This is a genomic window from Streptomyces sp. NBC_01571 (assembly GCF_026339875.1).
In the GTDB taxonomy this organism is placed as follows: domain Bacteria; phylum Actinomycetota; class Actinomycetes; order Streptomycetales; family Streptomycetaceae; genus Streptomyces.
This window is the reverse complement of sequence record NZ_JAPEPZ010000001.1, coordinates 1751513-1776902: the sequence shown is the minus strand read 5'-3', so window position 1 is coordinate 1776902 and position 25390 is coordinate 1751513. Positions and strand designations below refer to the sequence as shown.

Annotated in this window: 26 protein-coding genes; 16 read left to right on the top strand and 10 right to left on the bottom strand. The window is 72.5% G+C overall.

Going from position 1 to position 25390, the window contains the following annotated elements:
* Positions 1 to 94 precede the first annotated feature (94 nt).
* Genes OHB41_RS08105 through OHB41_RS08095 form a run of 3 tightly spaced genes read left to right on the top strand, consistent with a single transcriptional unit; the run spans position 95 to position 3017 of the window.
* Positions 95 to 1351, top strand: a complete 1257-nt coding sequence (locus OHB41_RS08105; protein WP_266697277.1) for a Gfo/Idh/MocA family protein — start codon at positions 95 to 97, stop codon at positions 1349 to 1351.
* Positions 1348 to 2289, top strand: a complete 942-nt coding sequence (locus OHB41_RS08100; RefSeq protein WP_266697276.1) for a DUF6807 domain-containing protein — start codon at positions 1348 to 1350, stop codon at positions 2287 to 2289. The genes OHB41_RS08105 and OHB41_RS08100 overlap by 4 nt, the downstream gene beginning before the upstream one ends.
* On the top strand, positions 2283 to 3017 hold the full coding sequence (locus OHB41_RS08095; RefSeq protein ID WP_526024898.1) for a cupin domain-containing protein: 735 nt from the start codon (positions 2283 to 2285) through the stop codon (positions 3015 to 3017). Before OHB41_RS08100 ends, OHB41_RS08095 begins: the two co-directional genes overlap by 7 nt.
* A gap of 143 nt (positions 3018 to 3160) precedes the next feature.
* Here the strand turns inward: OHB41_RS08095 and OHB41_RS08090 are convergent, their stop codons facing one another.
* Positions 3161 to 3622, bottom strand: coding sequence for a winged helix-turn-helix transcriptional regulator (locus OHB41_RS08090; protein WP_266697275.1), 462 nt, complete (start codon positions 3620 to 3622; stop codon positions 3161 to 3163).
* Between the two features lie 102 nt (positions 3623 to 3724).
* Here OHB41_RS08090 and OHB41_RS08085 point away from each other — a divergent pair, with 102 nt between their 5' ends.
* Complete coding sequence (locus OHB41_RS08085) at positions 3725 to 4894, top strand: thiolase family protein (protein ID WP_266697274.1); 1170 nt, start codon at positions 3725 to 3727, stop codon at positions 4892 to 4894.
* A 228-nt stretch (positions 4895 to 5122) separates the two neighbouring features.
* On the opposite strand, the gene OHB41_RS08080 is transcribed toward OHB41_RS08085, so the two are convergent.
* Positions 5123 to 5902, bottom strand: a complete 780-nt coding sequence (locus tag OHB41_RS08080; RefSeq protein WP_266697273.1) for a TVP38/TMEM64 family protein — start codon at positions 5900 to 5902, stop codon at positions 5123 to 5125.
* Between the two features lie 761 nt (positions 5903 to 6663).
* On the opposite strand from OHB41_RS08080, the gene tuf reads away from it, so the two are divergent.
* The gene (gene tuf, locus OHB41_RS08075; protein ID WP_266697272.1) at positions 6664 to 7833 is read left to right on the top strand and encodes an elongation factor Tu; all 1170 of its coding nucleotides are present in this window, start codon (positions 6664 to 6666) and stop codon (positions 7831 to 7833) included.
* 472 nt (positions 7834 to 8305) lie between these two features.
* Positions 8306 to 9151, top strand: a complete 846-nt coding sequence (locus OHB41_RS08070; protein ID WP_266697271.1) for a spermidine synthase — start codon at positions 8306 to 8308, stop codon at positions 9149 to 9151.
* Here OHB41_RS08070 and OHB41_RS08065 read toward each other — a convergent pair.
* Positions 9113 to 10429, bottom strand: coding sequence for an MFS transporter (locus OHB41_RS08065; protein ID WP_266697270.1), 1317 nt, complete (start codon positions 10427 to 10429; stop codon positions 9113 to 9115). The genes OHB41_RS08070 and OHB41_RS08065 overlap by 39 nt on opposite strands.
* A 133-nt stretch (positions 10430 to 10562) precedes the next feature.
* Positions 10563 to 11603, bottom strand: coding sequence for a DUF8017 domain-containing protein (locus OHB41_RS08060; RefSeq protein WP_266697269.1), 1041 nt, complete (start codon positions 11601 to 11603; stop codon positions 10563 to 10565).
* Positions 11604 to 11752: 149 nt separating this feature from the next.
* Between OHB41_RS08060 and OHB41_RS08055 the strand changes: the two genes are divergently transcribed.
* The 3 genes from OHB41_RS08055 (at position 11753) to OHB41_RS08045 (ending at position 13663) form a co-directional block, all read left to right on the top strand.
* On the top strand, positions 11753 to 12205 hold the full coding sequence (locus OHB41_RS08055) for a DUF4442 domain-containing protein (RefSeq protein WP_266697268.1): 453 nt from the start codon (positions 11753 to 11755) through the stop codon (positions 12203 to 12205).
* A 216-nt stretch (positions 12206 to 12421) separates the two neighbouring features.
* Entirely contained in the window at positions 12422 to 12865 is a 444-nt protein-coding gene (cynS, locus tag OHB41_RS08050) for a cyanase (protein ID WP_266697267.1), read from the top strand.
* Between the two features lie 147 nt (positions 12866 to 13012).
* Positions 13013 to 13663 (top strand): DedA family protein, encoded by a 651-nt coding sequence (locus OHB41_RS08045; protein ID WP_266697266.1) that lies wholly within the window; start codon positions 13013 to 13015, stop codon positions 13661 to 13663.
* An 85-nt stretch (positions 13664 to 13748) separates the two neighbouring features.
* Here OHB41_RS08045 and OHB41_RS08040 read toward each other — a convergent pair whose 3' ends face one another.
* Positions 13749 to 14288 (bottom strand): gamma carbonic anhydrase family protein, encoded by a 540-nt coding sequence (locus OHB41_RS08040; RefSeq protein ID WP_266697265.1) that lies wholly within the window; start codon positions 14286 to 14288, stop codon positions 13749 to 13751.
* Between the two features lie 117 nt (positions 14289 to 14405).
* On the opposite strand from OHB41_RS08040, the gene OHB41_RS08035 reads away from it, so the two are divergent.
* Positions 14406 to 15203, top strand: a complete 798-nt coding sequence (locus OHB41_RS08035; RefSeq protein WP_266697264.1) for an acyltransferase — start codon at positions 14406 to 14408, stop codon at positions 15201 to 15203.
* 237 nt (positions 15204 to 15440) lie between these two features.
* Here OHB41_RS08035 and OHB41_RS08030 read toward each other — a convergent pair whose 3' ends face one another.
* Positions 15441 to 16298: an EamA family transporter gene (locus OHB41_RS08030; protein ID WP_266697263.1), complete on the bottom strand. Its 858-nt coding sequence runs from the start codon at positions 16296 to 16298 to the stop codon at positions 15441 to 15443.
* 93 nt (positions 16299 to 16391) lie between these two features.
* On the opposite strand from OHB41_RS08030, the gene OHB41_RS08025 reads away from it, so the two are divergent.
* Together OHB41_RS08025 and OHB41_RS08020 are read left to right on the top strand one after the other, a co-directional pair.
* Positions 16392 to 16964, top strand: coding sequence for a helix-turn-helix domain-containing protein (locus OHB41_RS08025; protein WP_266697262.1), 573 nt, complete (start codon positions 16392 to 16394; stop codon positions 16962 to 16964).
* A 43-nt stretch (positions 16965 to 17007) separates the two neighbouring features.
* Positions 17008 to 17565, top strand: a complete 558-nt coding sequence (locus tag OHB41_RS08020; RefSeq protein WP_266697261.1) for a YbaK/EbsC family protein — start codon at positions 17008 to 17010, stop codon at positions 17563 to 17565.
* Positions 17566 to 17807: 242 nt separating this feature from the next.
* On the opposite strand, the gene OHB41_RS08015 is transcribed toward OHB41_RS08020, so the two are convergent.
* The 3 genes from OHB41_RS08015 to OHB41_RS08005 form a co-directional block, all read right to left on the bottom strand.
* Positions 17808 to 18248 (bottom strand): GNAT family N-acetyltransferase, encoded by a 441-nt coding sequence (locus OHB41_RS08015; RefSeq protein ID WP_266697260.1) that lies wholly within the window; start codon positions 18246 to 18248, stop codon positions 17808 to 17810.
* Between the two features lie 76 nt (positions 18249 to 18324).
* Entirely contained in the window at positions 18325 to 18732 is a 408-nt protein-coding gene (locus OHB41_RS08010) for a CoA-binding protein (RefSeq protein ID WP_266697259.1), read from the bottom strand.
* Positions 18733 to 18906: 174 nt separating this feature from the next.
* A complete protein-coding gene (locus OHB41_RS08005; protein ID WP_266697258.1) occupies positions 18907 to 19779 on the bottom strand; it encodes a helix-turn-helix transcriptional regulator in 873 nt (290 codons plus the stop codon).
* A gap of 195 nt (positions 19780 to 19974) precedes the next feature.
* On the opposite strand from OHB41_RS08005, the gene OHB41_RS08000 reads away from it, so the two are divergent.
* From OHB41_RS08000 to OHB41_RS07985, 4 genes are all read left to right on the top strand, one after another.
* Positions 19975 to 21018 (top strand): NAD(P)-dependent alcohol dehydrogenase, encoded by a 1044-nt coding sequence (locus OHB41_RS08000; RefSeq protein WP_266697257.1) that lies wholly within the window; start codon positions 19975 to 19977, stop codon positions 21016 to 21018.
* Positions 21019 to 21104: 86 nt separating this feature from the next.
* On the top strand, positions 21105 to 21770 hold the full coding sequence (locus OHB41_RS07995) for an SDR family NAD(P)-dependent oxidoreductase (RefSeq protein ID WP_266697256.1): 666 nt from the start codon (positions 21105 to 21107) through the stop codon (positions 21768 to 21770).
* Positions 21771 to 21925: 155 nt separating this feature from the next.
* Positions 21926 to 22741, top strand: coding sequence for a cysteine--tRNA ligase (locus tag OHB41_RS07990; protein ID WP_266697255.1), 816 nt, complete (start codon positions 21926 to 21928; stop codon positions 22739 to 22741).
* Positions 22738 to 23283: a SixA phosphatase family protein gene (locus OHB41_RS07985; protein WP_266705730.1), complete on the top strand. Its 546-nt coding sequence runs from the start codon at positions 22738 to 22740 to the stop codon at positions 23281 to 23283. The genes OHB41_RS07990 and OHB41_RS07985 overlap by 4 nt, the downstream gene beginning before the upstream one ends.
* Positions 23284 to 23286: 3 nt before the next feature.
* Here the strand turns inward: OHB41_RS07985 and OHB41_RS07980 are convergent, their stop codons facing one another.
* Entirely contained in the window at positions 23287 to 25287 is a 2001-nt protein-coding gene (locus OHB41_RS07980) for an APC family permease (RefSeq protein WP_266697254.1), read from the bottom strand.
* Positions 25288 to 25390 lie beyond the last annotated feature (103 nt).

Below are 25390 nucleotides of genomic sequence, written 5' to 3'. Positions count from 1 at the left end.
AGGGGAAAGCGCTTGCTGTCGCCGGTTCCGCCTCGGGGGACACACGCGCTGGCCATCGTCCGACGGCACGTCCGATGGAGCGCTGATCAGGTACATGAGCACATCCCGCCACGCGACCGCCGGCCCCGAGACCTCCTCGAACGGGCCCGGGACCTCCCCGAGCCGTCCCGCGACCCCGTTCGACGGCCGCCGCATCAGGGTCGCGGTCATCGGTACGGGCGCCATCGCGCGCGGGAGCCATGTGCCCGCGCTGGCCCGGCTCGCCGAGGAGGGCGAGACGGAGATCGTGGCCGCGGCCGACATCGCCGAGGACACCGTCCGCGAGTTCTGTGCCGAGGCCGGTATCCCGCACGCGTACACCGATCCGGACCGGATGCTCGCCGAGCAGCGGCCCGACCTGGTCGCCGTCTGTACCCCGCCGACCCTGCACCGCGGCCAGACCGTCGCCGCGCTGCGCGCCGGAGCCTGGGTCTGGTGCGAGAAGCCGCCGGTGCTCACCCTGGCCGACTTCGACGCCGTCGAGGCGGAGGAGGGCCAGGACGGCGGCCCGTACGCGGCCGTGGTCTTCCAGCACCGGTTCGGCTCCGGCGCTCGGCACGTGAAGCGGCTGCTCGGCGAGCGGGCCATGGGCCGCCCGCTCGTCGCGCACTGCCAGACCACGTGGTACCGCGACGCCGACTACTACGCGGTGCCCTGGCGCGGCCGCTGGGAGACGGAGGGCGGCGGCCCCGCGATGGGACACGGTATCCATCAGATGGACCTGCTGCTCGATCTCATGGGGCCGTGGAGCGAGGTGCGGGCGATGGCCGGCCGCCTGGTGCACGACGTGGAGACCGAGGACGTCTCGACCGCCCTGGTCCGTTTCGGGAGCGGGGCGCTGGCCACCGTCGTCAACAGCGTCCTGAGCCCGGACGAAGTGAGCCGCATCCGCATCGACTGCGAGCGCGCCACCGTCGAACTCACCCATCTGTACGGGCACGGCAACGCCGACTGGCGCATCACCCCGGCACCGGACGTGCCGCGGGACGACGTGGCGGTGTGGCGGAACTTCGGGGCGGACGTGCCGAGTTCGCATCTCGCCCAGCTGCGGGACCTGGTCGCGAGCATGCGCGCGGCCGAGCGGCCGCGCAGCAGCGGCGCCGACGGACGCGCCGGCCTGGAGCTGATCACCGCGCTCTACAAGTCGGCGTTCACGGACACCACCGTCCGCGCGGGCGAGGTCGGCCCCGGCGATCCGTACTACACGGCGCTGCACGGCGGCGCCCCCGGCTGGGCGCCGCCCGCCGCGGTGGCGGCCGGGCCGTCCACCGGGCCGTCCGTGCCCGGCGCGAGCCAGGAGGTGACGGCATGACCCCGTCCGCACGGGACGGCCTGCGGATCGTCCACGCGCACGGCGACCGCGTCACGATCGCCGACGCCGGCACCGGGGTCGAGCTGCTGAGCTACGTCTACCGTGCCGAGGCGGCGTGGGAGGCCCCGAAACCGTATCTGCACCCGCTCAGGACGCCGGCGGGCGCCGTCGTCACCGACTACCGGCCCAACGACCACCGCTGGCACAAGGGCCTGCAGATGACGGCCTCCCACCTGTCCGGCCAGAACCTGTGGGGCGGCAACACCTATGTCCACGGGCGCGGATACCTCGCACTCCCCGAACGGGTCGGGTCGATGGCGCACGCGGGCTTCGACGAGGTCGGGTCCGACGGTCACCGTGCGGTCATCGCCGAGCGCCTCACCTGGCATCCGCACGACGGTGACCTGTGGGCCGAGGAGGAGCGCCGGGTCGAGGTGCACGACCTCGACCCCGGGTCGGGCTCCTGGGCGCTCACCTGGACCACGGCGGTCACCAATCGGCGGAACGAACCGCTGCGCTTCGGCAGTCCGACCACCGCGGGACGGGAGATGGCCGGCTACACGGGGCTGTTCTGGCGCGGACCGCGCGCCTTCCGCAACGGACGGATCGTCGGACCCGACGGCGAGGGGCCCGGACTGATGGGGCGGCGGGCACCCTGGCTCGCGTACTCGGGCGAGCACGACGGGGCCGACGGCCACGCGACCCTCGTCTTCGCGCACGCCCCCGAGAACGACCACGCCGGGGAGTCCGGCGGCCACCCGGCCCACTGGTTCGTACGTAACGAGCCGTTCGCCGCCGTCGCCCCGTCGCTCGCCTTCTTCGACGAACTGGAACTCGCCCCCGGGGACACCCTGACCCGCCGCTACCGGGTCGTCGTGGCAGACGGGGCCTGGGAACGCGAGGAGATCGCCAAGTACCTGGAGGAGCACCCGTGGTGAACGGCTTCCAGGAGATCCCGGGCTTCACCGGCCTGCCCGGCGCCGTCGCCGTCTCCCACCTCCGCGTCTACGACTGGCCCGCCGCCGACGGCGTGTCCGGCGGAACCCCGCACATGCACCTCACCTGCTCGGAGGCGTACGTCGTCACCGGCGGGCGGGGTGCCGTCCAGACGCTGACGGCGTCCGGGTACGAGGTCACGCCGCTCACGCCGGGCACGGTCGCGTGGTTCACGCCCGGCACCATCCACCGGCTCGTCGACGAGGACGGTCTGCGCATCACCGTGCTGATGCAGAACAGTGGGCTTCCGGAGGCGGGCGACGCCGTGCTCACCCTGCCCCCGGAGTATCTCGCCGACCCCGGGACGTACGCCGCGGCGACGGTCGTCCCGGACGACGCGCCCGAGGACGAGCGCGAACGGATCGTCCGGGCCCGACGCGATCTGGCCGTCGAGGGCTACCGCGCGCTCCGCGCCGCACAAGGCCCCGAGCGGCTCGCCGCGTTCCACCGGGCCGCGGCCGCGCTGGTGCGGCCCCGGCTCGCCGAGTGGCGTGAGCGGTGGCGGCGCGGTGCCGAGGCCGCCGCCGCGGTCACGGGTGAGCAGCTCGCCCGGCTGGAGCGGGGCGACACGTCCCACCTCGACGAGGCCCTCGTTCGGGCCGAACAGCCCGCGGCGTACGGCCGGTTCGGCATGTGCGGACGGCTGGACGTCTACAAGGGGAACGACTAGGCGGGAGGCAGCAGGGGACAGAGAGCACAGGGGACAGGGAGCGCAAGGGACAGGGAGCGCAGGGGACACGGGGCAGGGGGCGAGGGCCTCCGCACCGTGAGGAACCCGTGCCCGCGCCGACGGGCCGCCACCGGGCCCCGTGTCTACGCCACCGCGGGCCCCGTCACCGTCCAGCCCGGGGACTGCGGGTGGGCCGTCAGTCCGCCGTGCTCGATCTCCTGACCGCACTCCCTGCAGACCACCTGCGGGACCAGTTCATGGCCGCACGTGTGCTCCATCACCATCGGGCGGAAACCGTCCTCCTGAAGATGACGGTCACCCCACTCCATCAGCGTCAGCAGCACCGGTTGGAGTTCCAGGCCGGCTCGCGTGGCCCGGTACTCGTAGCGCTTCGGGCGGTCGCTGTACTCGGCCTTCTCCAGCACGCCGATGTCGACGAGTCGCTTCAGACGCGCGGCGAGCACGTCGCGCGGCGCGCCGATGTTGCGGGCGAGCTGGTCGAAGCGGGTGGCTCCGAGTGTCACCTCCCGCATGACCAGGAGGGAGTACTTCTCGCCGACGAGGGCCAGGGTCTCGGCGATCGAGCAGGGGCGGGCGTCCTTCATGCCCCCAGTCTACCGGGTGGGTTGGAATACCAAACTGACTAGGTTACTCTGGAGTCACTTAGTGAGTTGGGAAAGCAAACTCCACGACCCTGGAGAGCAGCCATGCGTGATGCCGTGATCGTCGAAGCCGTCCGCACGCCCGTAGGCAAGGGCAAGCCGAACGGTTCTCTCGCCCATGTCCACCCGGTGGAGCTCCTCGCCCACACGCTGCGCACCCTCGTCGAGCGCTCCGGGATCGACCCGTCGCTGATCGACGACGTCATCGGCGGCACCGTCACCCAGGTCGGGGAACAGGCCGCGAACCTCACCCGGTACGCGGTGCTCTCGGCCGGCTTCCCGGAGACGGTGCCCGCGACCACCGTGGACCGGCAGTGCGGCTCCTCCCAGCAGGCCGTGCACTTCGCGGCACAGGGGGTTCTGTCGGGGGCGTACGACATCGCGGTGGCCTGTGGAGTGGAATCCATGAGCCGCGTGCCGATGGGGTCCAACATCCTCGGGACCGAAGGCCCCTTCGGTCCCGGGATCGCCGAGCGCTACCCCGAGGGCCTGGTGCCGCAGGGCATCAGTGCCGAACTGATCACCGCGAAGTGGGGCATGTCGCGCGAGCAGCTGGACACGTACGCGGTGGGTTCGCACCAGAAGGCGGCCGCCGCCTGGGACAACGGCCTCTTCGACGCGGAGGTCGCCCCCCTTCAGGGTGTGACCCGCGACGAGAGCGTCCGCCCCGCCAGCACCACGGAGACACTCGCCGGGCTCAAGCCCGCCTACTACCACCCGGCCCTCGCCGAGCGCTTCCCGCAGATCGACTGGTCCGTCACGGCGGGCAACGCGAGCCCCATCAACGACGGCGCGTCGGCCGTGCTCATCATGTCGAGCGAGACAGCGGCCCGCCTCGGTCTGCGCCCGCTGGCGCGCCTGCACAGCTTCGCCGTCACCGGATCCGACCCCCTGCTGATGCTCACGGGCGTCATCCCGGCCACCGAGAAGGTGCTCCGCAGGGCTGGGCTCTCACTCGGTGACATCGACCTCTTCGAGGTCAACGAGGCCTTCGCGAGCGTCGTCCTGGCATGGCAGCAGGAGACGGGTGCCGACCTCTCCCGGGTCAACGTGCACGGCGGCGCGATCGCGCTCGGTCACCCGCTCGGCGCGAGCGGCGCCCGGCTGACGACCACCCTCGTGCACGCCCTGCGCGCCCGCGGAGCCCGCTACGGACTGCAGACTATGTGTGAGGCGGGCGGCCTCGCCAACGCGATGGTGCTGGAGGCGGTGTAGCGCGGACGGGCAGGCTCGGCTCGTACCGGCCCCGGGTCCGGGGGTGGTCTGCGGCGTCCGTGCGGGCGCCGGGTCTGGGGTGGTCTGCGGCGTCCGTGCGGGCCCCGGGCCCCGGGGCGTTCGGGCGGCGTCCCGTACGGGCCGCGGATTCCCGGGCGTCCGGGGCGTCCGTGCAGTCGCGGATCCGGCGCGTTCGGCGGTCTTCGCGAGCGTCCTGGGTCCGTGGTGTCAGCGTCCGCGCAGGTGGTGGCGCTTGCGCCAGGCCACGACGGCGCCCGCCAGCGCGGGCACCGCGATGAAGCCCATCGCGATCAGGAAGGCGGGCGAGGTCGGTGCCGAGGCGCGGGCGCCGGCGACGGCGTACGCGGCGGTGTTCGGGACCGAACCCAGGGCCGTGGCCAGGAGGAACGGCAGCCAGCCCATACGGGAGACGGCAGCGCAGTAGTTCGCCGCCCAGAAGGGCACTCCGGGGAACAGACGGGCCATCATCATCGTGCGGAAGCCGTGCCGGCTGAGCTGTCCGTCGGCCGCCTTCAGCCAACGGGCGCGCAGCAGCGGCCGCAGTGCGTCCTGCCCGAGGATCCGGCCGAGCCCGAAGGCAATCCCGGCGCCGAGCACCGTACCCGCGAGCGCCGTGGTGAGACCGAGCTGGGAGCCGAACAGGGCGCCGGCGGCGAGATTGAGCAACGGCCGGGGCACGAACGCCACCGTGCACAGCCCGTACGCCACCCCGAAGACCACGGCGGCGGCGGCACCGCTGAGCTGCGGTGGCCAGCCGTCCGAGAGCAGTCGCTGCGGTTCGAGGAACAGCACGCTCGCCGCGGACGCCGCGAGCAGCACCAGCAACAGGGAGAGCCGGGACCAGGGCGAGAGCACGACTCTCGTGCACCGGGCGGCGAGGCCCGTGGGAGTGGAGACGGCGAGCTCCGCGGCGAGGGGGAGCTCCGTGGCGGGGGCCGCGGGGACGGCCGTGGCGGTGCCCCCAGAGCGGGTGGTGGCATCGAGCATTCGGCGACACTAACCGACCCGTGCGTGTGATCGCCGTATGGTTCGTCTCATGGGCGTCACAGCTTCCGGAACGCCGGATGCCCGGTTCGAGATGCCGGACGGCACCTCGAGGACATGGTGCCGGCACGGTTCACGGTCGCCGGCGTCGCGGCGGACGATCCGCAACGGGCCATGGCCGAGCGGCCGTACATGAGCGACGTCGCCCCTTCCGCGGTCTGACCACGCGCGATCGCCGCACGCCGTCCCGCACGGTCCTTCCCAGCGCCGCGGCCCCGGTGGACGCGGACCCCGTCACCGCGGCCCCGCTGGGCCGGCCGCCGGCGAAGCACCGCTTCCCCCGCCGCGCCGTCGACCCGGCGCGCCGCCGTGTGAGACAACTCTCCTCCGGGCGCCCGCCGATGGCCCGTCGCCCCCGCATCGACCCCTGGGCCGTGCGCTCCTGACGCACCGGCAGCACCACGCACCGGCACGCGACCCGGTGGCGCGGAAAACCATTCGACGCGGCCGGACATGTCGGCGATGATCGCCTCATGTTCCGGCACGCCTTCCTCTTCGCAGCATCCGCAGTCGCGGATGCGCCGAAGGCTGCCGTCCCGATCATCGTGGCAGCCGTCGACGGCGCCCGAAGCTGACCCTTCCCGGATTGTCCGGCGGACCCCGCAGGGGGAGGGTCGGCAGATCCTCGGGGTCCCCGTCCCGGCCGTGAGCGCCGGGGCCCTCACTCAGCTCCGCTGACATCCAAGAGGCTTCGAGGTACAGCCATGCCCAAGACGGCTTACGTGCGCACCAAGCCGCACCTGAACATCGGCACCATGGGTCATGTCGACCACGGCAAGACCACCCTGACCGCCGCCATCACCAAGGTTCTCGCCGACCGCGGCTCCGGCACGTTCGTGCCCTTCGACCGCATCGACCGCGCGCCGGAGGAGGCCGCGCGCGGCATCACCATCAACATCGCGCACGTCGAGTACGAGACCGACACCCGGCACTACGCGCACGTCGACATGCCGGGCCACGCCGACTACATCAAGAACATGGTCACCGGCGCGGCGCAGCTCGACGGGGCGATCCTCGTCGTCTCCGCGCTCGACGGGATCATGCCGCAGACCGCCGAGCACGTGCTGCTCGCCCGGCAGGTGGGCGTCGACCACATCGTCGTCGCCCTGAACAAGGCCGACGCGGGCGACGAGGAGCTCACCGACCTCGTGGAGCTGGAGGTCCGCGAACTGCTCTCCGCGCACGGCTACGGAGGCGAGTCCGTCCCCGTCGTCCGGGTCTCCGGTCTCAGGGCGCTGGAGGGGGACCCCCGCTGGACCGCGGCGATCGACGCGTTGCTCGACGCGGTGGACACGTACGTGCCGATGCCCGAGCGGTACGTCGACGCGCCGTTCCTGCTGCCGGTCGAGAACGTGCTCACCATCACCGGGCGCGGAACCGTCGTCACGGGCGCCGTCGAGCGCGGCACGATCCGGGTCGGCGACCGCGTCGAAGTGCTCGGGGCCGCCGTCGACACGGTGGTCACTGGTCTGGAGACCTTCGGAAAGCCCATGGCGGAGGCGCAGGCCGGGGACAACGTGGCGCTGCTGCTGCGCGGGGTGCCCCGGGACGCCGTACGGCGCGGGCACATCGTCGCCGCGCCCGGCAGCGTCGTGCCCGGCCGCCGCTTCTCGGCGCAGGTGTACGTCCTGTCGTCGGGCGAGGGCGGACGGACGACGCCGGTCGCCACCGGGTACCGGCCGCAGTTCTACATCCGTACCGCGGACGTGGTCGGCGATGTCGACCTCGGCGAGCGGACGGTCGCCCGACCCGGCGACACCGTCACGATGACGGTCGAGCTGGGACGCGACGTGCCGCTGGAGCCCGGCCTGGGTTTCGCGATCCGTGAGGGCGGCCGGACGGTCGGCGCGGGGACGGTGACCTCGGTCGGCTGACGGCCGGGGGGCGGTACGGGCGGTACGGGTGCCCGCTGCGAAAGGAGCGGGCACCCGGTTCGTCCGGCGTCGGCGCCCCTGGTGAGCCTGGCCGCCGAGGGCTCACGCGGGGGCGCCCACCGTCGTGGTGCCGGGCGCGCGAGGGGACCGGGCGTCGTGGCGCCGGGCGCGCGCGGGTGGATCGGGCGTGCTTCGGGGGCCGGGCGTCCGGCGGGTGCGGTGCGGGCCGGGTGGCTCGGGTCGGGGGCCGGTAGGCAGCCCGGTCCCGGGCCGGTCGGCGGGCGGATCGGTGGGTGGTTCGGTGGGCGGGGAGTCGGCCGGTGGTCGGGCGTCGGGGCCGCGGCGGGGCGGCCGGCCGTGCCGCGCGGCCAGGGCGCCGGGGGACCGGTCGCTGGGGGCTGTGCCGTGGTGGGAGATCACCCGGATACGGGCACCGGGCCGTGGGCGGCGGCAGGGGCGGCACAATGGACGCGTGGACGAGCCGATACCCGTGATGCGGGCCGTGGATCACGGGACCGCCAAACTGATGCCGGACGTCGACCGGAAGCGGGCCTGGCTGTTGACGGTCGACGGGGCACCGCAGTCGTACGTGGACCTGGACGAGCCCACGCATCTGGAGTTCGAGTACGCGCGACGGCTCGGGCACGTGCTGGACACCGTCGTCGCGCCGGGACACAGCCCGGACGTGCTGCACCTCGGCGGGGGCGCGCTGACACTGCCCCGCTATGTGGCCGCGACCCGGCCAGGCGCACGTCAGGACGTGGTCGAGGCCGACCGGGGTCTGCTGGCCCTGATCGCCGAGCACCTGCCCGTGGCCGACGACGCCGGTGTCACCGTGCACGGCGCGGACGCCCGGGAGTGGCTCGAATCCGCCGCGCCCGCCTCCGTCGACATCGTGATCGCGGATGTCTTCGGCGGCTCGCGCGTCCCCGCGCACCTGACGTCCACGGCGTACGCGCAGGCCGCCGGGCGGGTCCTGCGCACCGACGGCGTCTACCTGGCCAACCTCGCCGACTCCGCCCCCTTCACCTTCCTGCGCTCCCAACTCGCCACGTTCTCGGAGGTGTTCGAGGAACTGGCGGTGATCGCCGAACCGGGCGTGCTGCGCGGACGGCGTTTCGGCAACGCGGTGCTGGTGGCCTCCCACCACCCGCTCGACACGGCCGCTCTCGCCCGCCGCACCGCCTCGGACGCGTTCCCGGCGCGGGTGGAACACGGCTCCGCGCTGCGGAGGTTCATCGGCGGTGCCGCACCCGTCCGCGACGAGGACGCGGTCCCCTCACCCGAACCGCCCGGCGGCGCCTTCGGCATCGGCTGACACGCGTTCGACGTCCACCGACGGCGATCCCTGCGCCACCGGCCTGGTCCGCCTGGTCAGATTCCGTACGTCCGGTACGAAAAGCACCGCCGCCGTGACCACGACGACCAGTGTCGAGCAGCCCCACAGGGCGGCCGTCCGGCCGAAGGCCTGCTCCGCCGGACCCGCCAGGGCCGTGGCCAGCGGGACCATCGCGATCGACCCGAACCAGTCGTACGCCGAGACACGGGAGAGCTTGTCCTCGGGGATCTCCTGGTGCAGCGCGGTCATCCACGAGACACCGAACACCTCTATCGCCGCCCCGCTGACGAACATCACGGCACACAGCGGCACCAACGGCACCGGGACCGCGAGCGCGGCGGCCGGCGCGGCGAGCGGGAAGACGCAGAGGGTGCCCGCGAGCAGCAGCCGGCGCGGCTTCCAACGGGTCATCAGCAGCGCGCCGCCGACGGTGCCCGCACCGAACGCGCCGAGGGCCAGACCCCAGGGCCCCGGCCCGCCGAGGCTGTCCCGGGCGACCAGCGGACCGTAGACCGCGTCGGCGGCGCCCACGACGGCGACCACCACGGAGAACTGCGCGACGACCGTCCACAGCCAGGGCCGTCCGACGAATTCCCGCCAGCCCTCGCGGAGATCGGAGAGCAGCCCGTCGCCGGGCCGGCGCGGGGGTATGTGACTCACGTCGAGGAACGAGCGCAGTGCCCCGGCGAGGGCGAACGCCACCGCGTCCACCGCGAGGACCCACCCGGGCCCGATCACCGCCACCATCGCGCCGCCGAGTGCCGCCCCGCCGAGCCCCGCGCCCTGCATCGCCATCCGGAACATGGCGAAGGCGCGGCTCGCCTGCTCTCCGTCGACCGAGGACATCAGCATGCCCTCGGCGGCCGGACTGAAGAACGCCTGCCCGGTGCCGCCGAGCGCGGACAGCAGGAGCATCTGCCACAGCCGCGGTTCGCCGGACAGCACCAGAAGCGCGAACGCCGCCTGCGAGACGCAGTTGAGGGCGTTGGCCGCGACCATCACCCGATGGCGCGGCAGCCGGTCCGCCACCGCGCCGCCGATCAGCAGGAAGAGGACCAGCGGCAGGGTCCGCGCCGCCGCCACCAGGCCGACGTCACCGCCGTCGCCGCCCGTTGCGAGCACCGCGAACGCCGCGGCGATCAGCGCGCCCTGGCTGCCCAGGTTGGTGACGACCGCGGCGGCGGTCAGCAGGGTGTAGTTCCGGCCCGCCCAGGAAGGACGGCGCGGGTGTCGACGGAGGTCGGCGGCAGAGGTCACCGGGCCACTTTCGCCGCCCGGTGCCCGACTTGCCAAACCCGGTGCACGCCCTCCGCACACCGCTCACGTACCCGCGCGGCGGCTCAGGGCTCCCCGGGGTCGCTCACGACCCCGTCGGCTCACCGTGCAGCGCTCACGACCCCGTCGGCTCACCGTGCAGCCGGACCGTGCTCAATATCTTCCGGACCGTGGCGTCGGGGACCTCCTCGCCGACCCCCTTCGCGCTGTAGAGCGTCCAGGACACGAAGTCGCCGGCCGAGTTCTTGAAGGCGAACGTGGTCGCCTTGCCGTCCGAGTCGCACTTGCCCTTCTTCGGGACGCCGGCGGAATACGTCGTGGCGACGCTGCCCGTGATCCCGGAAGCCGTCGTGTACGCCGCGGGCTTGCCGATTCTGAGCAGCTTCTTCGACGCGTCCTTCTGGTCGGTGTAGCCGCCGAAGACCCACCAGGCCGAGTCGTTGCGCGCGACGTCGTCGGTGTTCTTGGCGCCGCTCTGTCCCTTGGTGCCCGCGGCGGCGAGCGCCGTGTCGTCCGTACGACCGTCCTTGTCGTCGTCGGACGTGCACCACTTCTCCTTGAGGAAAGCGGGCGCGGACATGCCGATGAGCGCGGAACCGTCGCCCTTCTTCTTGTCCTCGAAGCCGATGAAGGTGCCGGGCGTTTCGACGTTCCAGTCCGCCGGCACGTCGAACGCGGTGCCCCACTTGGGGTTGACGACGACCTTCCAGCCCGCGACGGTCGGCTTCTCGTCGTCGCCGCCGCGCGGGTTGTCGTCGCTCCCGCCCGTGCTCGGGGACGTCGGTGCGGACGTCTTCGGGGACGCGGACGTGGACGGATCGCCGCCCGCGTTGTCGTCCTTGTCCTTGCCGCCCAGGACGAGGAAGCCGGTGACGCCCGCCGCGATCACGACGGCCGAGGCCGCGACAATGGCGGTGATCTTCGTCCGGTTGCCGCCCCCGTTTCCGCCCCCCGGTCCGCCGGGCACCGTGGGCGCCCCGGGCGACTCCGGCCCGGCGCCCCACTGCGGCTGCCCGTACGGATTGGGCTGCTGGTACCCCGGCTGCTGATACGGGTTGGGCTGCTGGTACCCCGGCTGCTGGTACGGGTTGGGCTGCTGCGGATTCTGGTTCTGCGGATTCTGCTCGCCCCCGGGCGGCTGCTGTCCTGGCCACATGGGCAGTCACCCTAGTAGCGGCTGTGCCACGTTTCGGTCACTGCTCACCTTCAGCCATGTACCGGTCAGGAATCGGGAGCGGATTTTTACGTTTTCTTCACATGCCCGGGTGCTGGCCAAGATTTTCTACTCACGGGTAACATTCGGGTATGAGCGCAGACCAGATGACGATCGGCGAGATGCTCGCCGCCACGGTCCCGATGGCCCGGACCCTGAATCTCGAGTTCGTGGAGACCACCCCGGAGAAGGCTGTGGTCAACCTCCCGGACCAGAGCGAGTACCACAACCATGTCGGCGGCCCGCACGCCGGAGCGATGTTCACCCTGGGTGAGTCGGCGAGCGGGGCGATCGTCCTCGCGGCCTTCGGGGAGCAGCTCTCGCGTGCCGTGCCCCTCGCGGTGCGCGCCGAGATCGCCTACAAGAAGCTGGCGATGGGGCCGGTCACCGCCACCGCGACCCTCGGCCGTCCGGCCGCCGACGTGGTGGCAGAACTCGACGCGGGCATGCGGCCCGAGTTCTCCGTCGCCGTCGCCATCCAGCGCGCGGACGGCGCTGTCACCGGAGAGATGACCGTCGTCTGGACCCTGCGCCCGAACGGCTGAGCGGACCACCCGCGACGGCGGACGGCCCCACCGGCACCGAGCCGGCCGGGGCCGTCCGCTGTTCCGCCGTGCGGCCGCGTCCCGCTGTGCCGCCGTTCACGGCATCTCCCTCGGGATCCCGCGCAGTCGGTGCCCGCCCGGCGCCATTGTCTGAGAATGGCGTTCTCCTAGGCTGACCCCACGTGTCGACGTCGTTGCCCGGGAACGGAGATGTACATGCTCAGCAAGCGCGAGGCCGCCGAAGCCGTCCGTCAGGCCAAAGTGAAGACCGGGGTCACCTGGGCCCAACTGGCCGAAGCCGTCGGCAAGCCGCTCGCGTGGACGACGGCCGCGCTGCTGGGGCAGCACCCCATGCGCGAGGAGGAGGCGGCGACGGCCGCGGCGCTCCTCGAACTCGGCGACGACGCCGTCCTCGCCTTCCAGCTCCAGCCGACCCGAGGCGCCCTGGAGACCGCCGTCCCCGTTGACCCCACGATCTACCGGCTCTACGAGGTCGTCCAGGTCTACGGTCCGACGATCAAGGAGCTCATCCACGAGCAGTGCGGCGACGGCATCATGAGCGCCATCAACTTCCGCCTCGACGTGCGGCGGGTGCCCGACCCAGAGGGTGACCGGGTCGTCATCACCCTCGACGGGAAGTACCTGCCCTATCAGTGGTAGCGAGTCCGCTGCCGGGGGAGCGCGGCTGTACGGCAGGAGCACCGGTGCCAACTGTGGGAGTCCGTCGCGCTCGGCCGAGCGGTAGGCTTCCCGGCATGCGCTCGCACGAGCGCATGCCGGGATACACGTGACGGGGAGGAACCGGCGTTGCACGTCCAGGATTGGCTCGAGACGGTGCCCGCGGTCAGCATCTACGCGCTGGTGGCCCTCGTCATCGGCCTGGAGAGCCTGGGTATACCCCTGCCCGGCGAGATCATCCTGGTCTCGGCGGCGCTGCTGTCCTCCCAGCACTCGGGGATCAACCCCGTCATCCTCGGGGCGTGCGCCAGCCTCGGCGCGGTCGTCGGCGACTCCATCGGCTACGCGATCGGCCGCAAGGGCGGACGGCCGCTGCTGGCCTGGCTCGGTGGGAAGTTCCCCCGGCACTTCGGTCCTGGACACATCGCGACGGCCGAGCGGTCCTTCCAGAAATGGGGCATGTGGGCCGTCTTCTTCGGCCGCTTCATCGCCCTTCTGCGCATCTTCGCGGGGCCGCTCGCCGGTGTGCTGAAGATGCCGTACTGGAAGTTCCTGATCGCCAACGTGCTCGGCGGGATCATCTGGGCCGGGGGCACCACCGCGGTCATCTACTACGTCGGTGTCGTCGCCGAGTCCTGGCTGAAGCGGTTCTCGTGGGTCGGACTGGCGATGGCGGTGCTCATCGGGCTCGCCTCGATGCTGGTCGTCAAGCGCCGGGCGAAGCGGGTGTCCGCCGAGCTGGACGAGGCACAGCCGGAGCCGGTCGCCGCCGCCGAGTAGGACCCGTCACCGGGACCGGTGCCGCGGCACCGGCGACCCGGCCGCGACCGGTCACGCCGTTCCCCGCGCCCCCGAGGGGTGCGTATCAGCTCCCGGTGTTCTCCGCCGCGTCCTTGTGGGCCTTCGCCAGCTCCACGTAGAAGGTGCCGTTGAGAGTGAGGCCCTCGCGCTCCTCCTCCGTCAACGGGCGCTTGACCTTCGCGGGCACGCCCGCCACCAACGAACCGGGCGGGACCCGCATCCCCTGCGGGACCAGGGCCTGGGCCGCGACCAGCGAACCGGCGCCGATCACCGCCCCGTTGAGGACCGTGGCCCCCATCCCGATCAGGCAGTCGTCCTCGACGGTGGCCCCGTGCAGCACGGCGTTGTGCCCGACCGAGACCCGCTCGCCCACGGTGACGGGGAAACCGGGATCGACGTGCAGGGTGCAGTTGTCCTGGATGTTGCTGTCGGCGCCGATGACGATCGGCCCGCAGTCGGCCCGCAGCACCGCGCCGTACCAGACGCTCGCGCCCGTCCGCAGGGTGACGTCCCCGATGACCACCGCCGTGCGTGCCGTGAAGGCCTCCGGGTCCACCTGCGGATCCTTGCCGCCGATCCCCATGATCAGCGCCTGCTGCGTCATCGCCGCCTCCTCGTCGTCGGTACACCGGCACCGTATGCCATGATCCCCGACCCGGTGGGGCGAAGATCACAGCCGTGATCTCTGCTGGCCCGTTCTCCCCCTGAGTACCGTGAGCGAGTGCCCAGCAACAGGAACGCGTTCTCGTCATGGCGGCGCCGCCTCGTGCAGCGCGCCGTCCACGCGGGCTGGGCGTGGATGCAGCGCACGGCCTCGGTCACGGCCGAGCACCCGGGGCGGCTGCGCTTCGGGGCGATCGGAACGGGTACCAGACTCGCCTTCCCGCTCGGCACCGTCTTCGGAGAGCCCTGGATCCACCTCGGCGACCACTGCATCGTCGGCGAGCAGGTCACCCTCACCGCGGGGCTGATGCCCGACCTCGACCTCGGCCCCGACCCGATCCTTCGCCTCGGCGACGGCGTGGTGCTCGGCCGCGGCAGCCATGTCATCGCCGACACGACGGTCACCATCGGCAGCGACTGCTACTTCGGGCCGTACGTGTACGTGACGTCCACCAACCACTCCTACGACGATCCGCACGAGCCCATCGGCAAGCAGTGGCCCCGGATGGAGCCGGTGGAGATCGGTCCCGGCTGCTGGATCGGCACCGGGGCGGTGATCCTGCCGGGAGCGCGGATCGGGCGGAACGTGGTGGTGGCGGCCGGCGCGGTGGTACGGGGCGCGGTGCCCGACCACGCGGTCGTGGCGGGCGCTCCGGCCCGGGTCGTACGGCGCTGGGATCCGGCGGCCGGATGGCAGCCGCCGCTGCGCACGCCGGCGCCCGTGCCGATCCCCGACGGTGTCACGCCGGAGCAGCTGCTCGCGCTGTCGGGGCTGGACGAGGAGGCCGTGGCCCGGCTCGCGGAGCTGGACCTCGCGGCCGGGGAAGCCGCCGGGGACGTACGCGCCGAGTCCTGATCCGCCCCGTCGCGCGAGGATGACCGTGCCGACCCGGGCCCGCCCCGGCCCACCCGCCCCGGCTCACCCGACGACCGGCCTGGCCCGCCCCGGTTCGTCGCGAGCGCGGCCGTCCCTGGCTCAGCCCGTCGCGAGCATGACCGTGCCGACCCGGGCCCGCCCCGGCCCACCCGCCCCGGCTCACCCGACGACCGGCCTGGCCCGCCCCGGTTCGTCGCGAGCGCGGCCGTCCCTGGCTCAGCCCGTCGCGAGCATGACCGTGCCGACCAGCGCCAGGCCCGCGCCCGCCGCCTGGACGCCGCGCAGCCGTTCGCTGAGGAAGCCGCGCGCGGCCAGGGCCGTGACCACCGGGTAGAGCGAGGCGAGCACGGCGGCCACCGTCACCGGGCCGTGGTGGGCGGCGACGGAGTAGGTGCCGTTGGCCGCCACATCGGCGAGGCCGACGAAGGCGAACGCCGGGAGAGCGCGCCAGGGGAAGCCGCCTTCGGGGAGCCCGGCGGAGCCGTGCCGGACCGAGGTCCACAGCGCCGTGCCGCCCGCGACGACATTGGTCACCCGCTGCACGAACAGGGCGAGGAACAGGCCGGTGACCGACGAGGACGCCTCCGCGATCAGGACGAACACCGTGCCGAAGCCGAGCGCCGCGAGCAGCGTCAGCAGGATCGCCTGCCGCTGCACGGGGGCGCCCCTGAACTGCGGGCCGCCCGCGAGCACCACGCCGGCGACGGCGACCGCGATGCCCGCGAACTGCAGCGGCCCGGGACGCTCGCCGAGGGCGAGGCCCACGGTGAGGGGGACGGCGACGCCCAGGGAGCCGAGCGGCGAGACCACGCCCATCGGGCCCAGGGCGAGGGCCTTGTAGAACGAGAACAGCGCGACCGGTCCCACAAGGCCGGCCGCGGCCGCGAACCACAGCCTCGGTCCTGCCTCGCTCAAGGCGCCGGTCGCGGCCACGATCACGCCGAGGACGCCCGCAGCGACCGCCTGCGAGACGACGACCACGGTGAGGGCGGGGGTCCGCCGGGTCAGCAGGCCTCCGCCGAAGTCGGCCAGGCCCCACAGGAGGCTGGTGGCCAGGGCGAAGAGCGCTGTCATGAGTCGCCTCGCAGTACAGTTCGGTGAACGATCGGGTGCACCACACCATAGTTCACTTTATTGAACTCTGTCATTCAGAATATTGGACGAAAAGTGTCGGATCTCGACCTGCTGACCCAGTCCCTGGCGCGCAACGTGAAGCGCTGGCGCACCGAGCGCGGCTTCACCCTGGAAGCGCTCGCGGCCCGCGCGGGAGTCAGCCGCGGCATGCTCATCCAGATCGAGCAGGCCAGGACCAACCCCAGCCTCGGCACCGTCGTCAAGATCGGCGACGCGCTCGGCGTCAGCATCACCACGCTCCTCGACTACGAACAGGGTCCCAAGGTCCGGATCGTCCCGGCCGAGCAGGCCGTACGGCTGTGGCACACGGACGCCGGCAGCTACAACCGGCTGCTCGCGGGCACCGAGGCCCCCGGCCCGCTGGAGATGTGGGACTGGCGCCTGATGCCGGGCGAGGGCAGCCCCTCCGACCCGCACCCCACGGGCACCGTGGAGCTCGTCCATGTCACGGCCGGCGATCTGACCCTCACCGTCGACGGCGTGCCCCACCTCGTGCCGGAGGGGGCGAGCGCTTCCTTCGAGGCCAACACCCCGCACCGGTACGGCAATGACGGCGCCGTACCCGTGGAGATGGTCATGGCGGTATCGGTCCCGCTCGTGCACTGAGACCCCCGACCGGGTGCCCCCGAACGGCTGTTACCGTGCGGGAATGCGCGCCCCCATCGGACACTTCGACCACGCCACGCCCGCTCCCGAGTGCCTCGGCGAACTCGTCGGCCCGGTCGCCGACGCCGTACGCGCCTGGCGGGGCACCGTCCCCGCCGAGCAGATCGTGTACGTCGACACGGACCCGGCCTGGGCCGACACCGCGACCTTCGTCGAGCACTACGGCAGGGAACTGCTCGAGCAGTCCGCCAACTGCGTGGTCGTCGCGGGCAGGCGCGGCGGGGAGAGCACGCTGGCCGCGTGTCTGGTCCTCTCCACCACCCGGGTCGACGTCAACGGTGTTGTCCGCCGCCAACTCGGTGCCCGCAAGGCTTCGTTCGCGTCGATGGACATGGCGACCGGTGAGACCGGCATGGAGTACGGCGGCATCACACCCGTCGGGCTGCCCGGTGACTGGCCCGTGCTGGTGGACTCGGCGGTCGTCGAGCTGCCGTACGTCCTGGTCGGCAGTGGCCGGCGGCGCGGCAAGCTGCTGGTGCCGGGCAAGGCGTTCGGCGAACTGCCGAACGCCGTGGTGATCGAGGGGCTCGGAGTCGCCTGACGGACCGGACCCCGGCCCACCCCCGCGTCAACCGGTTGCCGTGGTCCGCGCGCGGCCATGAGGATGACGTCGGGCCGGCCTTCTCCGCCCCGACGGGACCACGCTCGCCCACCACGTCATGGGGGAGGGCGAGCCGCTGCTCTGCCTGCCCGGCACACCCCTGCGTTCCTCACGGAGACCGTCATGGCGTGTCTCGATCGGGACCGGTGACGGGCGAAGGCCTCGTCGGGTGACGCGCCGGGTCAGTTCAGCCGCAGGTCGATCCACTCCGTGGTGTCGCCCGGCAGCACGTAGCGCTCGATCTCGGTGAATCCCTGCTTCAGGGCGAAGCGCAGCCCGTCCTCGTTCGAGGCGAGGACGACCGTCTCGATCACCTCGGCGCCCAGCGCCCGCGCCTGACCCAGCCCCCGCTCGTAAAGCTCCCCGCCGAACCCCCGCCCGCGGTGCTCGGGCAGCACCCGGGCGATCACCGTCGCCGGTGAGGTGTCGTCCTTCGGCGGGCGCACGGTCGTGCAGCCCACCAGGACGTCGCCGAGGTGGGCGACCTCCAGGAGGTTGCGGCCCGCCCGCTCCCGGACCTCGTCGAGCGACAGGGCGGCGGGAGGGACGATCACGTTGTGGACGTGACGCCAGGCTTCGAGGGCGGGTTCGTCGACCGGCCGCCGGAAGAGAAGAGTGGACACCGCGGCAGCAAACCCGGCCGCGGCGCGCGGCGTCAACCGGGTTCGACCGCACGGGACCGGGCTGGTGCGGGGCCGGTCAGCCGAGGCGGGGGATCTCGATGGCGGGGCAGCGGTCCATGACCATGTCGAGCCCGGCAGCGCGGGTGCGGTCGTACGCGGCCTCGTCCACGACGCCGAGCTGGAACCAGACGGCCTCGGCGCCGATCGCGACGGCCTCGTCTGCCACGGCCCCGGCGAGGTCGCTGTTGACGAAGACGTCGACGACATCGACGTCGAACGGGATCGCGTCGAGCGAGGGATAACCCTTCTCGCCGTGGACGGTCTCGGCCTTCGGGTGCACGGGGACGATCCGCTTGCCGTGACGCCGCAGGACGTCGGCGACTCCGTACGCCGCACGCCCCTCGTTCGAGGAGAGGCCGACGATCGCCCAGGTGTCGCCGAGTTCGTTCAGGATCTTGCGGATCGTCGCCTGGTCGCCGTACACGGTCGTCCTCCTGGGGTGCCTGCCGCGGAATTCATCGCGTTCAGCCGGGAAACAGCGGAGGGCACACGGTGATTCCCCGACGGCCCGGGGAAGTACGGCAGGGCTCCGGCCCGCGCCGCATCGAGGAACTCGTGCCGGACGTCCTCGACGGCACCGTCGAGCCGGGCCGTGTCCTCAACCGCACGGTGGTCCCGGACGGTCGAGCCGGGCCATCGCGTCGTAGCCGGGAGTGCCGGGCTCGGCGTAGTACGCGACGAGCCGGTGGCCGGGGGTGCCTTCGAGGTGCATGGACTGGTAGCCGAGGGTCAGGTCGCCCACCTCCGGATGGTGGAACGTACGGTGGCCGTGGGAGCGCAGCCGTACGTCGTAGTGGTCCCACAGACGGGCGAAATCGGGGCTCTTGAGGAGGAGTTCGTCGACGAGTTCGGCCAGGTCGGGGGCGTCGGGGTCGGTGCCGGCGAGGGCGCGCATCCGGCCGACGCAGGCGCGGATCTGTTCGTCCCAGTCGTCGAACAGCGAGGGCGCGTCCGGGTGCAGGAACACATAGCGCGCCACGTTGCGCCGGTGCACCGGCCACTTGTCCAGGCCGGCGAGGAGCCGCATCCCGCCAGGGTTGCAGGCGAGCAGGTCCGACGTACGGCTGACCACGTGTGCGGGGTTGGGCCGCAGGTTCTCCAGGAGCAGTCTGACGCCGGGCCGCACGGAGCGGCTGGGTGTCGCCGGTGCCCGCGGCGCACCGCGGGCGGCGCGCGCGACGAGGTCGCGCAGGTGTTCGTGCTCCTGCGTGTCCAGATGGAGGGCACCGGCGAGGGCGTCCACGACCGCGGGGGTGGGACGGGTCTCCCGGCCGCGCTCCAGTCGTGTGTAGTAGTCGATGCTCACCCCGGCGAGCATGGCCAGTTCCTCACGGCGCAGTCCGGGCGCGCGGCGCAGGGCGGGGCCGATCCGGAGACCGGCCTCCTCCGGGGACACATGGGTACGACGGGCGCGCAGGAAGCTCCCCAGATCCGTGCCGCCGCTGATGCCGTTCTGCCGCTCACGTGCCATGGGCACCAGTGTGGCAGTCCTGTGACCTGCGCGGCAGGACGGCGAAGGGCCGTGTCACACCCCCGGACGTCCTTCCCCGGCACCCCGCGGTCTGCCGGGATGCGGGCAGGGACAGCAGGCTGGAAGCTCGGGAACGTGCCCCGTTCCCGCCGGGACTCTTCGTGGTCACTTCCCCCACACCATCCTGGAGACATCGTGCTCACCGCTCACGCGTACGCCGCCACGTCCGCGACCGGACCGCTCAGTCCCGTCACCGTCGAGCGCCGTGACGTGGGTCCCCACGACGTCCTCATCGAGATCAGGTACTGCGGCATCTGCCACTCGGACATCCACAACGTCCGCGGCGAATGGGGCCCGGCCGCCTACCCCCTGGTCCCCGGCCACGAAATCTCCGGCATCGTCACCGAGGTCGGAGCCGAGGTCACGAGGCACGCCGTCGGCGACCGCGTCGGCGTCGGCTGCATGGTCGACTCCTGCCGTACCTGCGCGCCCTGTCGGCGGGGCGAGGAGCAGTACTGCCTCGAGGGCAACACGCTCACCTACGGCTCCGTCGACAGGGACGGCACCCTCACCCAGGGCGGCTACTCCACCCACATGGTCGTCACCGAGGACTTCGTCGTCGCCATCCCCGAGGGCATCGGTCTGGACGAGGCGGCCCCCCTGCTGTGCGCGGGCGTCACGACGTACTCGCCGCTGCGGCGCTGGGGGACGGGCCCCGGCAGCAGGGTCGCCGTCATCGGCCTCGGTGGCCTCGGGCACATGGCCGTCAAACTGGCCCACGCGATGGGGGCCGAGGTCACCGTGCTGTCGCAGTCGCTGAAGAAGATGGACGACGGCCTGCGTCTGGGCGCCGACCACTACCACGCCACCAGCGACCCGGAGACGTTCGAGAAGCTCGCCGGTTCCTTCGACCTCGTCGTCAACACGGTCAGCGCGAAGCTCGACCTGGACGCGTACCTCTCGCTGGTGGCCGTGGGCGGAGCCATGGTCAATGTCGGAGCCCCGGCGGAGCCCCTGTCGATCAGCGTGTTCTCGCTCATCATGCGGGGCCGGTCGTACGCCGGTTCGCTGATCGGCGGCATCCCCGAGACCCAGGAGATGCTCGACTTCTGCGCCGGGCACGGCCTCGGCGCGGAGGTCGAGGTCATTCCGGCCGGGAAGATCAACGAGGCGTACGAGCAGGTCATGGCCTCGGACGTGCGCTACCGGTTCGTGATCGACACCTCGACCCTGGGCTGACGCGAGGCGCGCACCGCCTCTCCCCGCTCGGACTTGTACGCTCGCCCGGATCCGCCCGCCCGCACCGAGACCACCCGAGGAAGACCATGACCACCATCGCCATCGTCGGAGCCGGACCCGGTCTCGGAGCCGCGGTCGCGCGGCGGTTCGGCCGCGCGGGCTTCGACGTCGCCCTCATCTCGCGCGACGCGGACCGGACGCGCGCGTTCGCCGCCGAGCTGGCCGGCGAGGGTCTCACGGCGAGTGGTTTCGCCGCCGACGTCCGCGACCCGGCCGCGCTGGAGGCGGCTCTCGACGCCGCCACCGCGACGCTGGGGCCCATCGAGGTCCTGCAGTACAGCCCGGTCCCGCACCGGGACTTCATGCGACCCGTCCTGGAGACCGACGCCGCCGACCTCGTCGGCCCGATCGAGTTCTCGGTGTACGGGCCGGTCGTCGCCGTGCGCCAGGTGCTGCCCGGCATGCGGGAGCTGGGCCGCGGCACCGTACTCTTCGTGAACGGCGGCACCGCCGCGATTCCGCACACCGAGCGCGCCGGCACCTCCATCGCCTTCGCCGCCGAAAGCGCCTACGGCCATCTGCTGCACGAGGCGCTCGCCCCCGACGGCATCCATGTCGCGCAGTTCGTCATCCCCGGCGCGATCATCCCCGGGCACCCGAGGAAGGACCCCGACGCCCTGGCGGAAGCCCTGTGGACCATCCACCGGGACCGGCACGGATACCGGCACTTCGCCGACGACCTCGACGCCTGACCCGACCCACCCCGGCCGGCCGGGGGCAGGAGCGGCAGGCGGGTGACCTCGCCGCCCCCGCCGGCCTCCCGGTCCGCCCGGTGGTCGGCGGGCCGACTGTCCGGAATGGGGGCCACCTTCCTGCGCCCGGCCCTCCGGCCGCCTACGCTCACCTCGTGCTGCGTATCACCGACGCCCGAACGGGCGAGACCGTCGACGCCGTCCGCGCCCGCCGGGGCCTGACCCGCGTCGAGGCGCACGTGGAGCGTGACGACCTGTCCGCGCTGCGGGTCCTGCTGGTCGCCGACGTCCTCGCCAGGGCCCTGGAACTCGGCGGAACCCCCGTCGTCACGGTGGCCGACCCACCCGCGGGACTGAGGGCGCGCGCGGATGCGCTCGGCATCCGCCGGGCCGAGGGCGAGCGGGGCGGCGCGGGCCCGGCCCTGCACGTGCTCGTGTCCGCGGGCGGCGCCCCTGAGGACCCGGCCCCCGGACAGTCGGCCTCCGGGAACTCGGACGCAGGAGGAACAGCCTCCGCGGACCAGGCGCCCACGGACCCGGCCATCACCGACCAGGACCCCGTGATCCCGGGGACTTCGAACGCCGACCCCGACGGCGTCCGTGTCGAGGTCGCCCCGGTGAGCGGCACCGCCGATCACTCGCTGCTGCGGATGATCCTGCTCGCGACCCCGCGCCGGCAGCCCCTCGACCTCGCCGCCGCGGACCTCGACGGTGCCCGCGAGACGCTCGGGCGCTGGCGCAAGGCCGTCGCCGGCTGGGCCACCCGGCCGTCCAGGCCCGTTCCCGAGCACGTACGCCAGGAGCTGCGCGCCGCATGGGAGGACGACCTCGACGTACCCGCCGTGCTGGAGGCGCTGCGACGTGTCGAGCACGCCGAGGACGTGCCGGACGGCGCCCGCTTCGAGACGTACGCCTACGCGGACCGGCTGCTCGGACTCGAACTCACCCGTGACATCGGGACGCAGTGGTGATCACACGCGCCGGAGCAGGCCCGCTGCGCAGACTCGTCGTCCTCAGACACGCCAAGTCCGCCTGGCCCACGGGCATCGGCGACCACGACCGGCCCCTCGCCCCCCGCGGCCGCCGCGACGCCCCGGCGGCCGGTCGCGCCCTCGCGGACGCCGACTGCCTGCCCGACCTCGCCCTGTGCTCCACCGCCGTACGCGCCCGCCAGACGTGGGAGTTGGCGGCGCAGCAGTGGGGTACCCCGCCGCCGGCGCGGTTCGACCGGCGGCTGTACGGCGCCGGCGCACCGGAGTTGCTCGCGGTCGTGCACGAAGTCCCCGACCAGATGATGACGTTGCTCCTGATCGGGCACAACCCGGGGCTCCAGGAACTGGTCCTCGACCTGGCCGAGGACAGTCTCGACGACACGCTGGACGACGTACGGACGAAGTTCCCGACCTCCGCCATCGCTGTCCTGGCCTGGCACGGAAGTTCCTGGGACGCGCTCACCCCGGGGGCGGCCCTGCTGACGGACATGATCGTGCCCCGGGGCAGGAAGAAGCCCTGAGGATCAGCCCACGTGGACGCGCGGCCGCCGTTCCGGGTCGGGCTCGGCGCGGCGGAGCACTTCGCGGGTGACGGGGGCGACCTCGCCGTCGCCGAAGACGAGGAAGCGGACCAGATGGCTCATCGGGTTGCCCTCGGTCCAGTTGAAGTAGGCGTGCGGGACCTGGCCGGTGCGGTCGCGCAACCGCATCATGACGGCCGCGATGGTGTTGGGCACGGTGGCACCCTCGACGCGCAGCCTGCGCACCCCGTGCTTCTCGTCGCCGTGCACGGCGAGGTCGGCCGTGAAGTCCGAGGAGTCGGTCACGAACACCTCGAGGAACAGCACGGGACGGCCGTCCGGTATGTGCGTCTGCTCGCGCTGGCTGGACTCCTTGGCGCGGTACTCCCGGGTGCTGTGCTCGTGCGGTTCGTTCGCTATCAGCAGCAGCGGACCGCTCGCGGCGGCCTCGTCGACGAACCGGGCCGCCGCCTCGTCGAACGTGACCTCGGCGGCCCGCAGTTCGAAGGCGCGGCGGACGCGGGACGCGAACGAGGTGAGCAGGATAGCCAGGATGAAGATCAGCGCGATCTTGATGCCGTCGGGGCGCTCGATGACGTTGGTGACCAGCGTGTAGCCGAACACCGCGGTGATCGCGCCGAAGCCGATCGCCGCGGCCCGGTGGCCGCGCTGGTGCACGGCGACCGCCGAGGCGAACGACGCGGAGAGCATCAGGACCAGCACACCGGTCGCGTACGCGCCGCTCTGGTCGTCGACGTTCGCGTCGAACCACACGGTGATGAGCACCGCGGCCGCCATGAAGACGAGCACCAGGGGACGGACGGCACGTGTCCACTCGGGAGCCATGCCGTAGCGGGGCAGATAGCGCGGGACGAGGTTGAGGAGGCCGGCGAGCGCGGAGGCTCCGGCGAACCACAGGATCGCGATGGTCGATATGTCGTAGACCGTGCCGAATCCCTCGCCCAGGTACTGGTGCGCGAGGTAGGCGAGCGCGCGGCCGTTCGCCGAGCCGCCGCTCTCGAACTCGCCCTGCGGGATCAGGATCGTCGTCGCCAGGCTGGACAGCAGCAGGAAGCAGCTCATGATCACGGCGGCCGTGGTGAGCAGTCGGCGGGTCTCGCGGATCCGGCCCGCCGGCTTCGCGTACGTGTCCGTGGGATCGCCCTTGACCTGCGGCATCACCGCCACACCGGTCTCGAAGCCGGACATGCCGAGCGCCAGCTTGGGGAAGACCAGGAGCGCCACACCGATCATCGCGAGCGGGGACGAGTGCTCCGCCGTCATCGCGTCGGTCCAGTCGCCGACCTTGTGCGGGTGACTCAGCACCTGCCAGGCGGCGGTGACCAGGACGACGACGTTGAGGGTGAGATACGTGGCCACGAGCGCCACGGCGATGCCCATGGCCTCCTTGAAGCCCTTCAGGAAGACCGCGCCCAGCGCAGCCACCAGGAGAAGGGTGATCCACATGTTCGCGCCGTGCGTCCAGTGCGGCGCGAAGGGGTTCTCCACGACGTGCGCGGAGGCGTCCGCCGCGGACAGGGTGATCGTGATCAGGAAGTCGGTGGCCGCGAAGCCGAGCAGCACCAGGACGAAGACCTTCCCCGCCCACCAGGGAAGCAGCCGCTCCAGCATCGCGATCGAACCCTCGCCGTGCGGGCTCTCCTTGGCGACGCGGCGATAGACCGGCAGCGCGCCGAGCAGGGTCAGCGCGATCAGGACGAGGGTGGCGAGCGGGGAGAGGAGACCGGCCGCGAGGGCGGCGATGCCCGGCTGGTAGCCGAGAGTGGAGAAGTAGTCGACGCCGGTGAGACACATCACCCGCCACCATGTGTGGCCCTGGTGTTCCGTGTCCGGGGTGGCGTGCGGGCCCGGGTGCCGGGCCGACTGCTCACTGAGCCCCTCCAGGAGCCACGCCCGCCAGCGGGGCGCGGCGGCGGAGGGCCCGCGATCCGCGGGTCCGGCCGGGTCCGCGTTGTTTGCCTTGTCCACCTGCGTGCCGGTCATGCTGCGATCTCCCCGCGATCGGTCGGGCCGGCGGTCCGGCTTCGGGCAACGAGGAGCGAGTATCCACCACGGCGTCGCGAGGGCCCGCGCCGGGGCGACCGCG

What these genes read in the sequence shown, in the direction of transcription:
- OHB41_RS08100 (WP_266697276.1), top strand. Translation starts at nt 1,348, where the DNA reads ATGACCCCGTCCGCACGGGACGGCCTGCGGATCGTCCACGCGCACGGC.
- OHB41_RS08005 (WP_266697258.1), bottom strand. Translation starts at nt 19,779, where the DNA reads ATGGCACGTGAGCGGCAGAACGGCATCAGCGGCGGCACGGATCTGGGG.
- OHB41_RS08055 (WP_266697268.1), top strand. Translation starts at nt 11,753, where the DNA reads ATGAGCGCAGACCAGATGACGATCGGCGAGATGCTCGCCGCCACGGTC.
- OHB41_RS08105 (WP_266697277.1), top strand. Translation starts at nt 95, where the DNA reads ATGAGCACATCCCGCCACGCGACCGCCGGCCCCGAGACCTCCTCGAAC.
- OHB41_RS08090 (WP_266697275.1), bottom strand. Translation starts at nt 3,622, where the DNA reads ATGAAGGACGCCCGCCCCTGCTCGATCGCCGAGACCCTGGCCCTCGTC.
- tuf (WP_266697272.1), top strand. Translation starts at nt 6,664, where the DNA reads ATGCCCAAGACGGCTTACGTGCGCACCAAGCCGCACCTGAACATCGGC.
- OHB41_RS07995 (WP_266697256.1), top strand. Translation starts at nt 21,105, where the DNA reads ATGACCACCATCGCCATCGTCGGAGCCGGACCCGGTCTCGGAGCCGCG.
- OHB41_RS08020 (WP_266697261.1), top strand. Translation starts at nt 17,008, where the DNA reads ATGCGCGCCCCCATCGGACACTTCGACCACGCCACGCCCGCTCCCGAG.
- OHB41_RS08080 (WP_266697273.1), bottom strand. Translation starts at nt 5,902, where the DNA reads ATGCTCGATGCCACCACCCGCTCTGGGGGCACCGCCACGGCCGTCCCC.
- OHB41_RS07980 (WP_266697254.1), bottom strand. Translation starts at nt 25,287, where the DNA reads ATGACCGGCACGCAGGTGGACAAGGCAAACAACGCGGACCCGGCCGGA.
- OHB41_RS08085 (WP_266697274.1), top strand. Translation starts at nt 3,725, where the DNA reads ATGCGTGATGCCGTGATCGTCGAAGCCGTCCGCACGCCCGTAGGCAAG.
- OHB41_RS08040 (WP_266697265.1), bottom strand. Translation starts at nt 14,288, where the DNA reads ATGACGCAGCAGGCGCTGATCATGGGGATCGGCGGCAAGGATCCGCAG.
- cynS (WP_266697267.1), top strand. Translation starts at nt 12,422, where the DNA reads ATGCTCAGCAAGCGCGAGGCCGCCGAAGCCGTCCGTCAGGCCAAAGTG.
- OHB41_RS08060 (WP_266697269.1), bottom strand. Translation starts at nt 11,603, where the DNA reads ATGTGGCCAGGACAGCAGCCGCCCGGGGGCGAGCAGAATCCGCAGAAC.
- OHB41_RS08030 (WP_266697263.1), bottom strand. Translation starts at nt 16,298, where the DNA reads ATGACAGCGCTCTTCGCCCTGGCCACCAGCCTCCTGTGGGGCCTGGCC.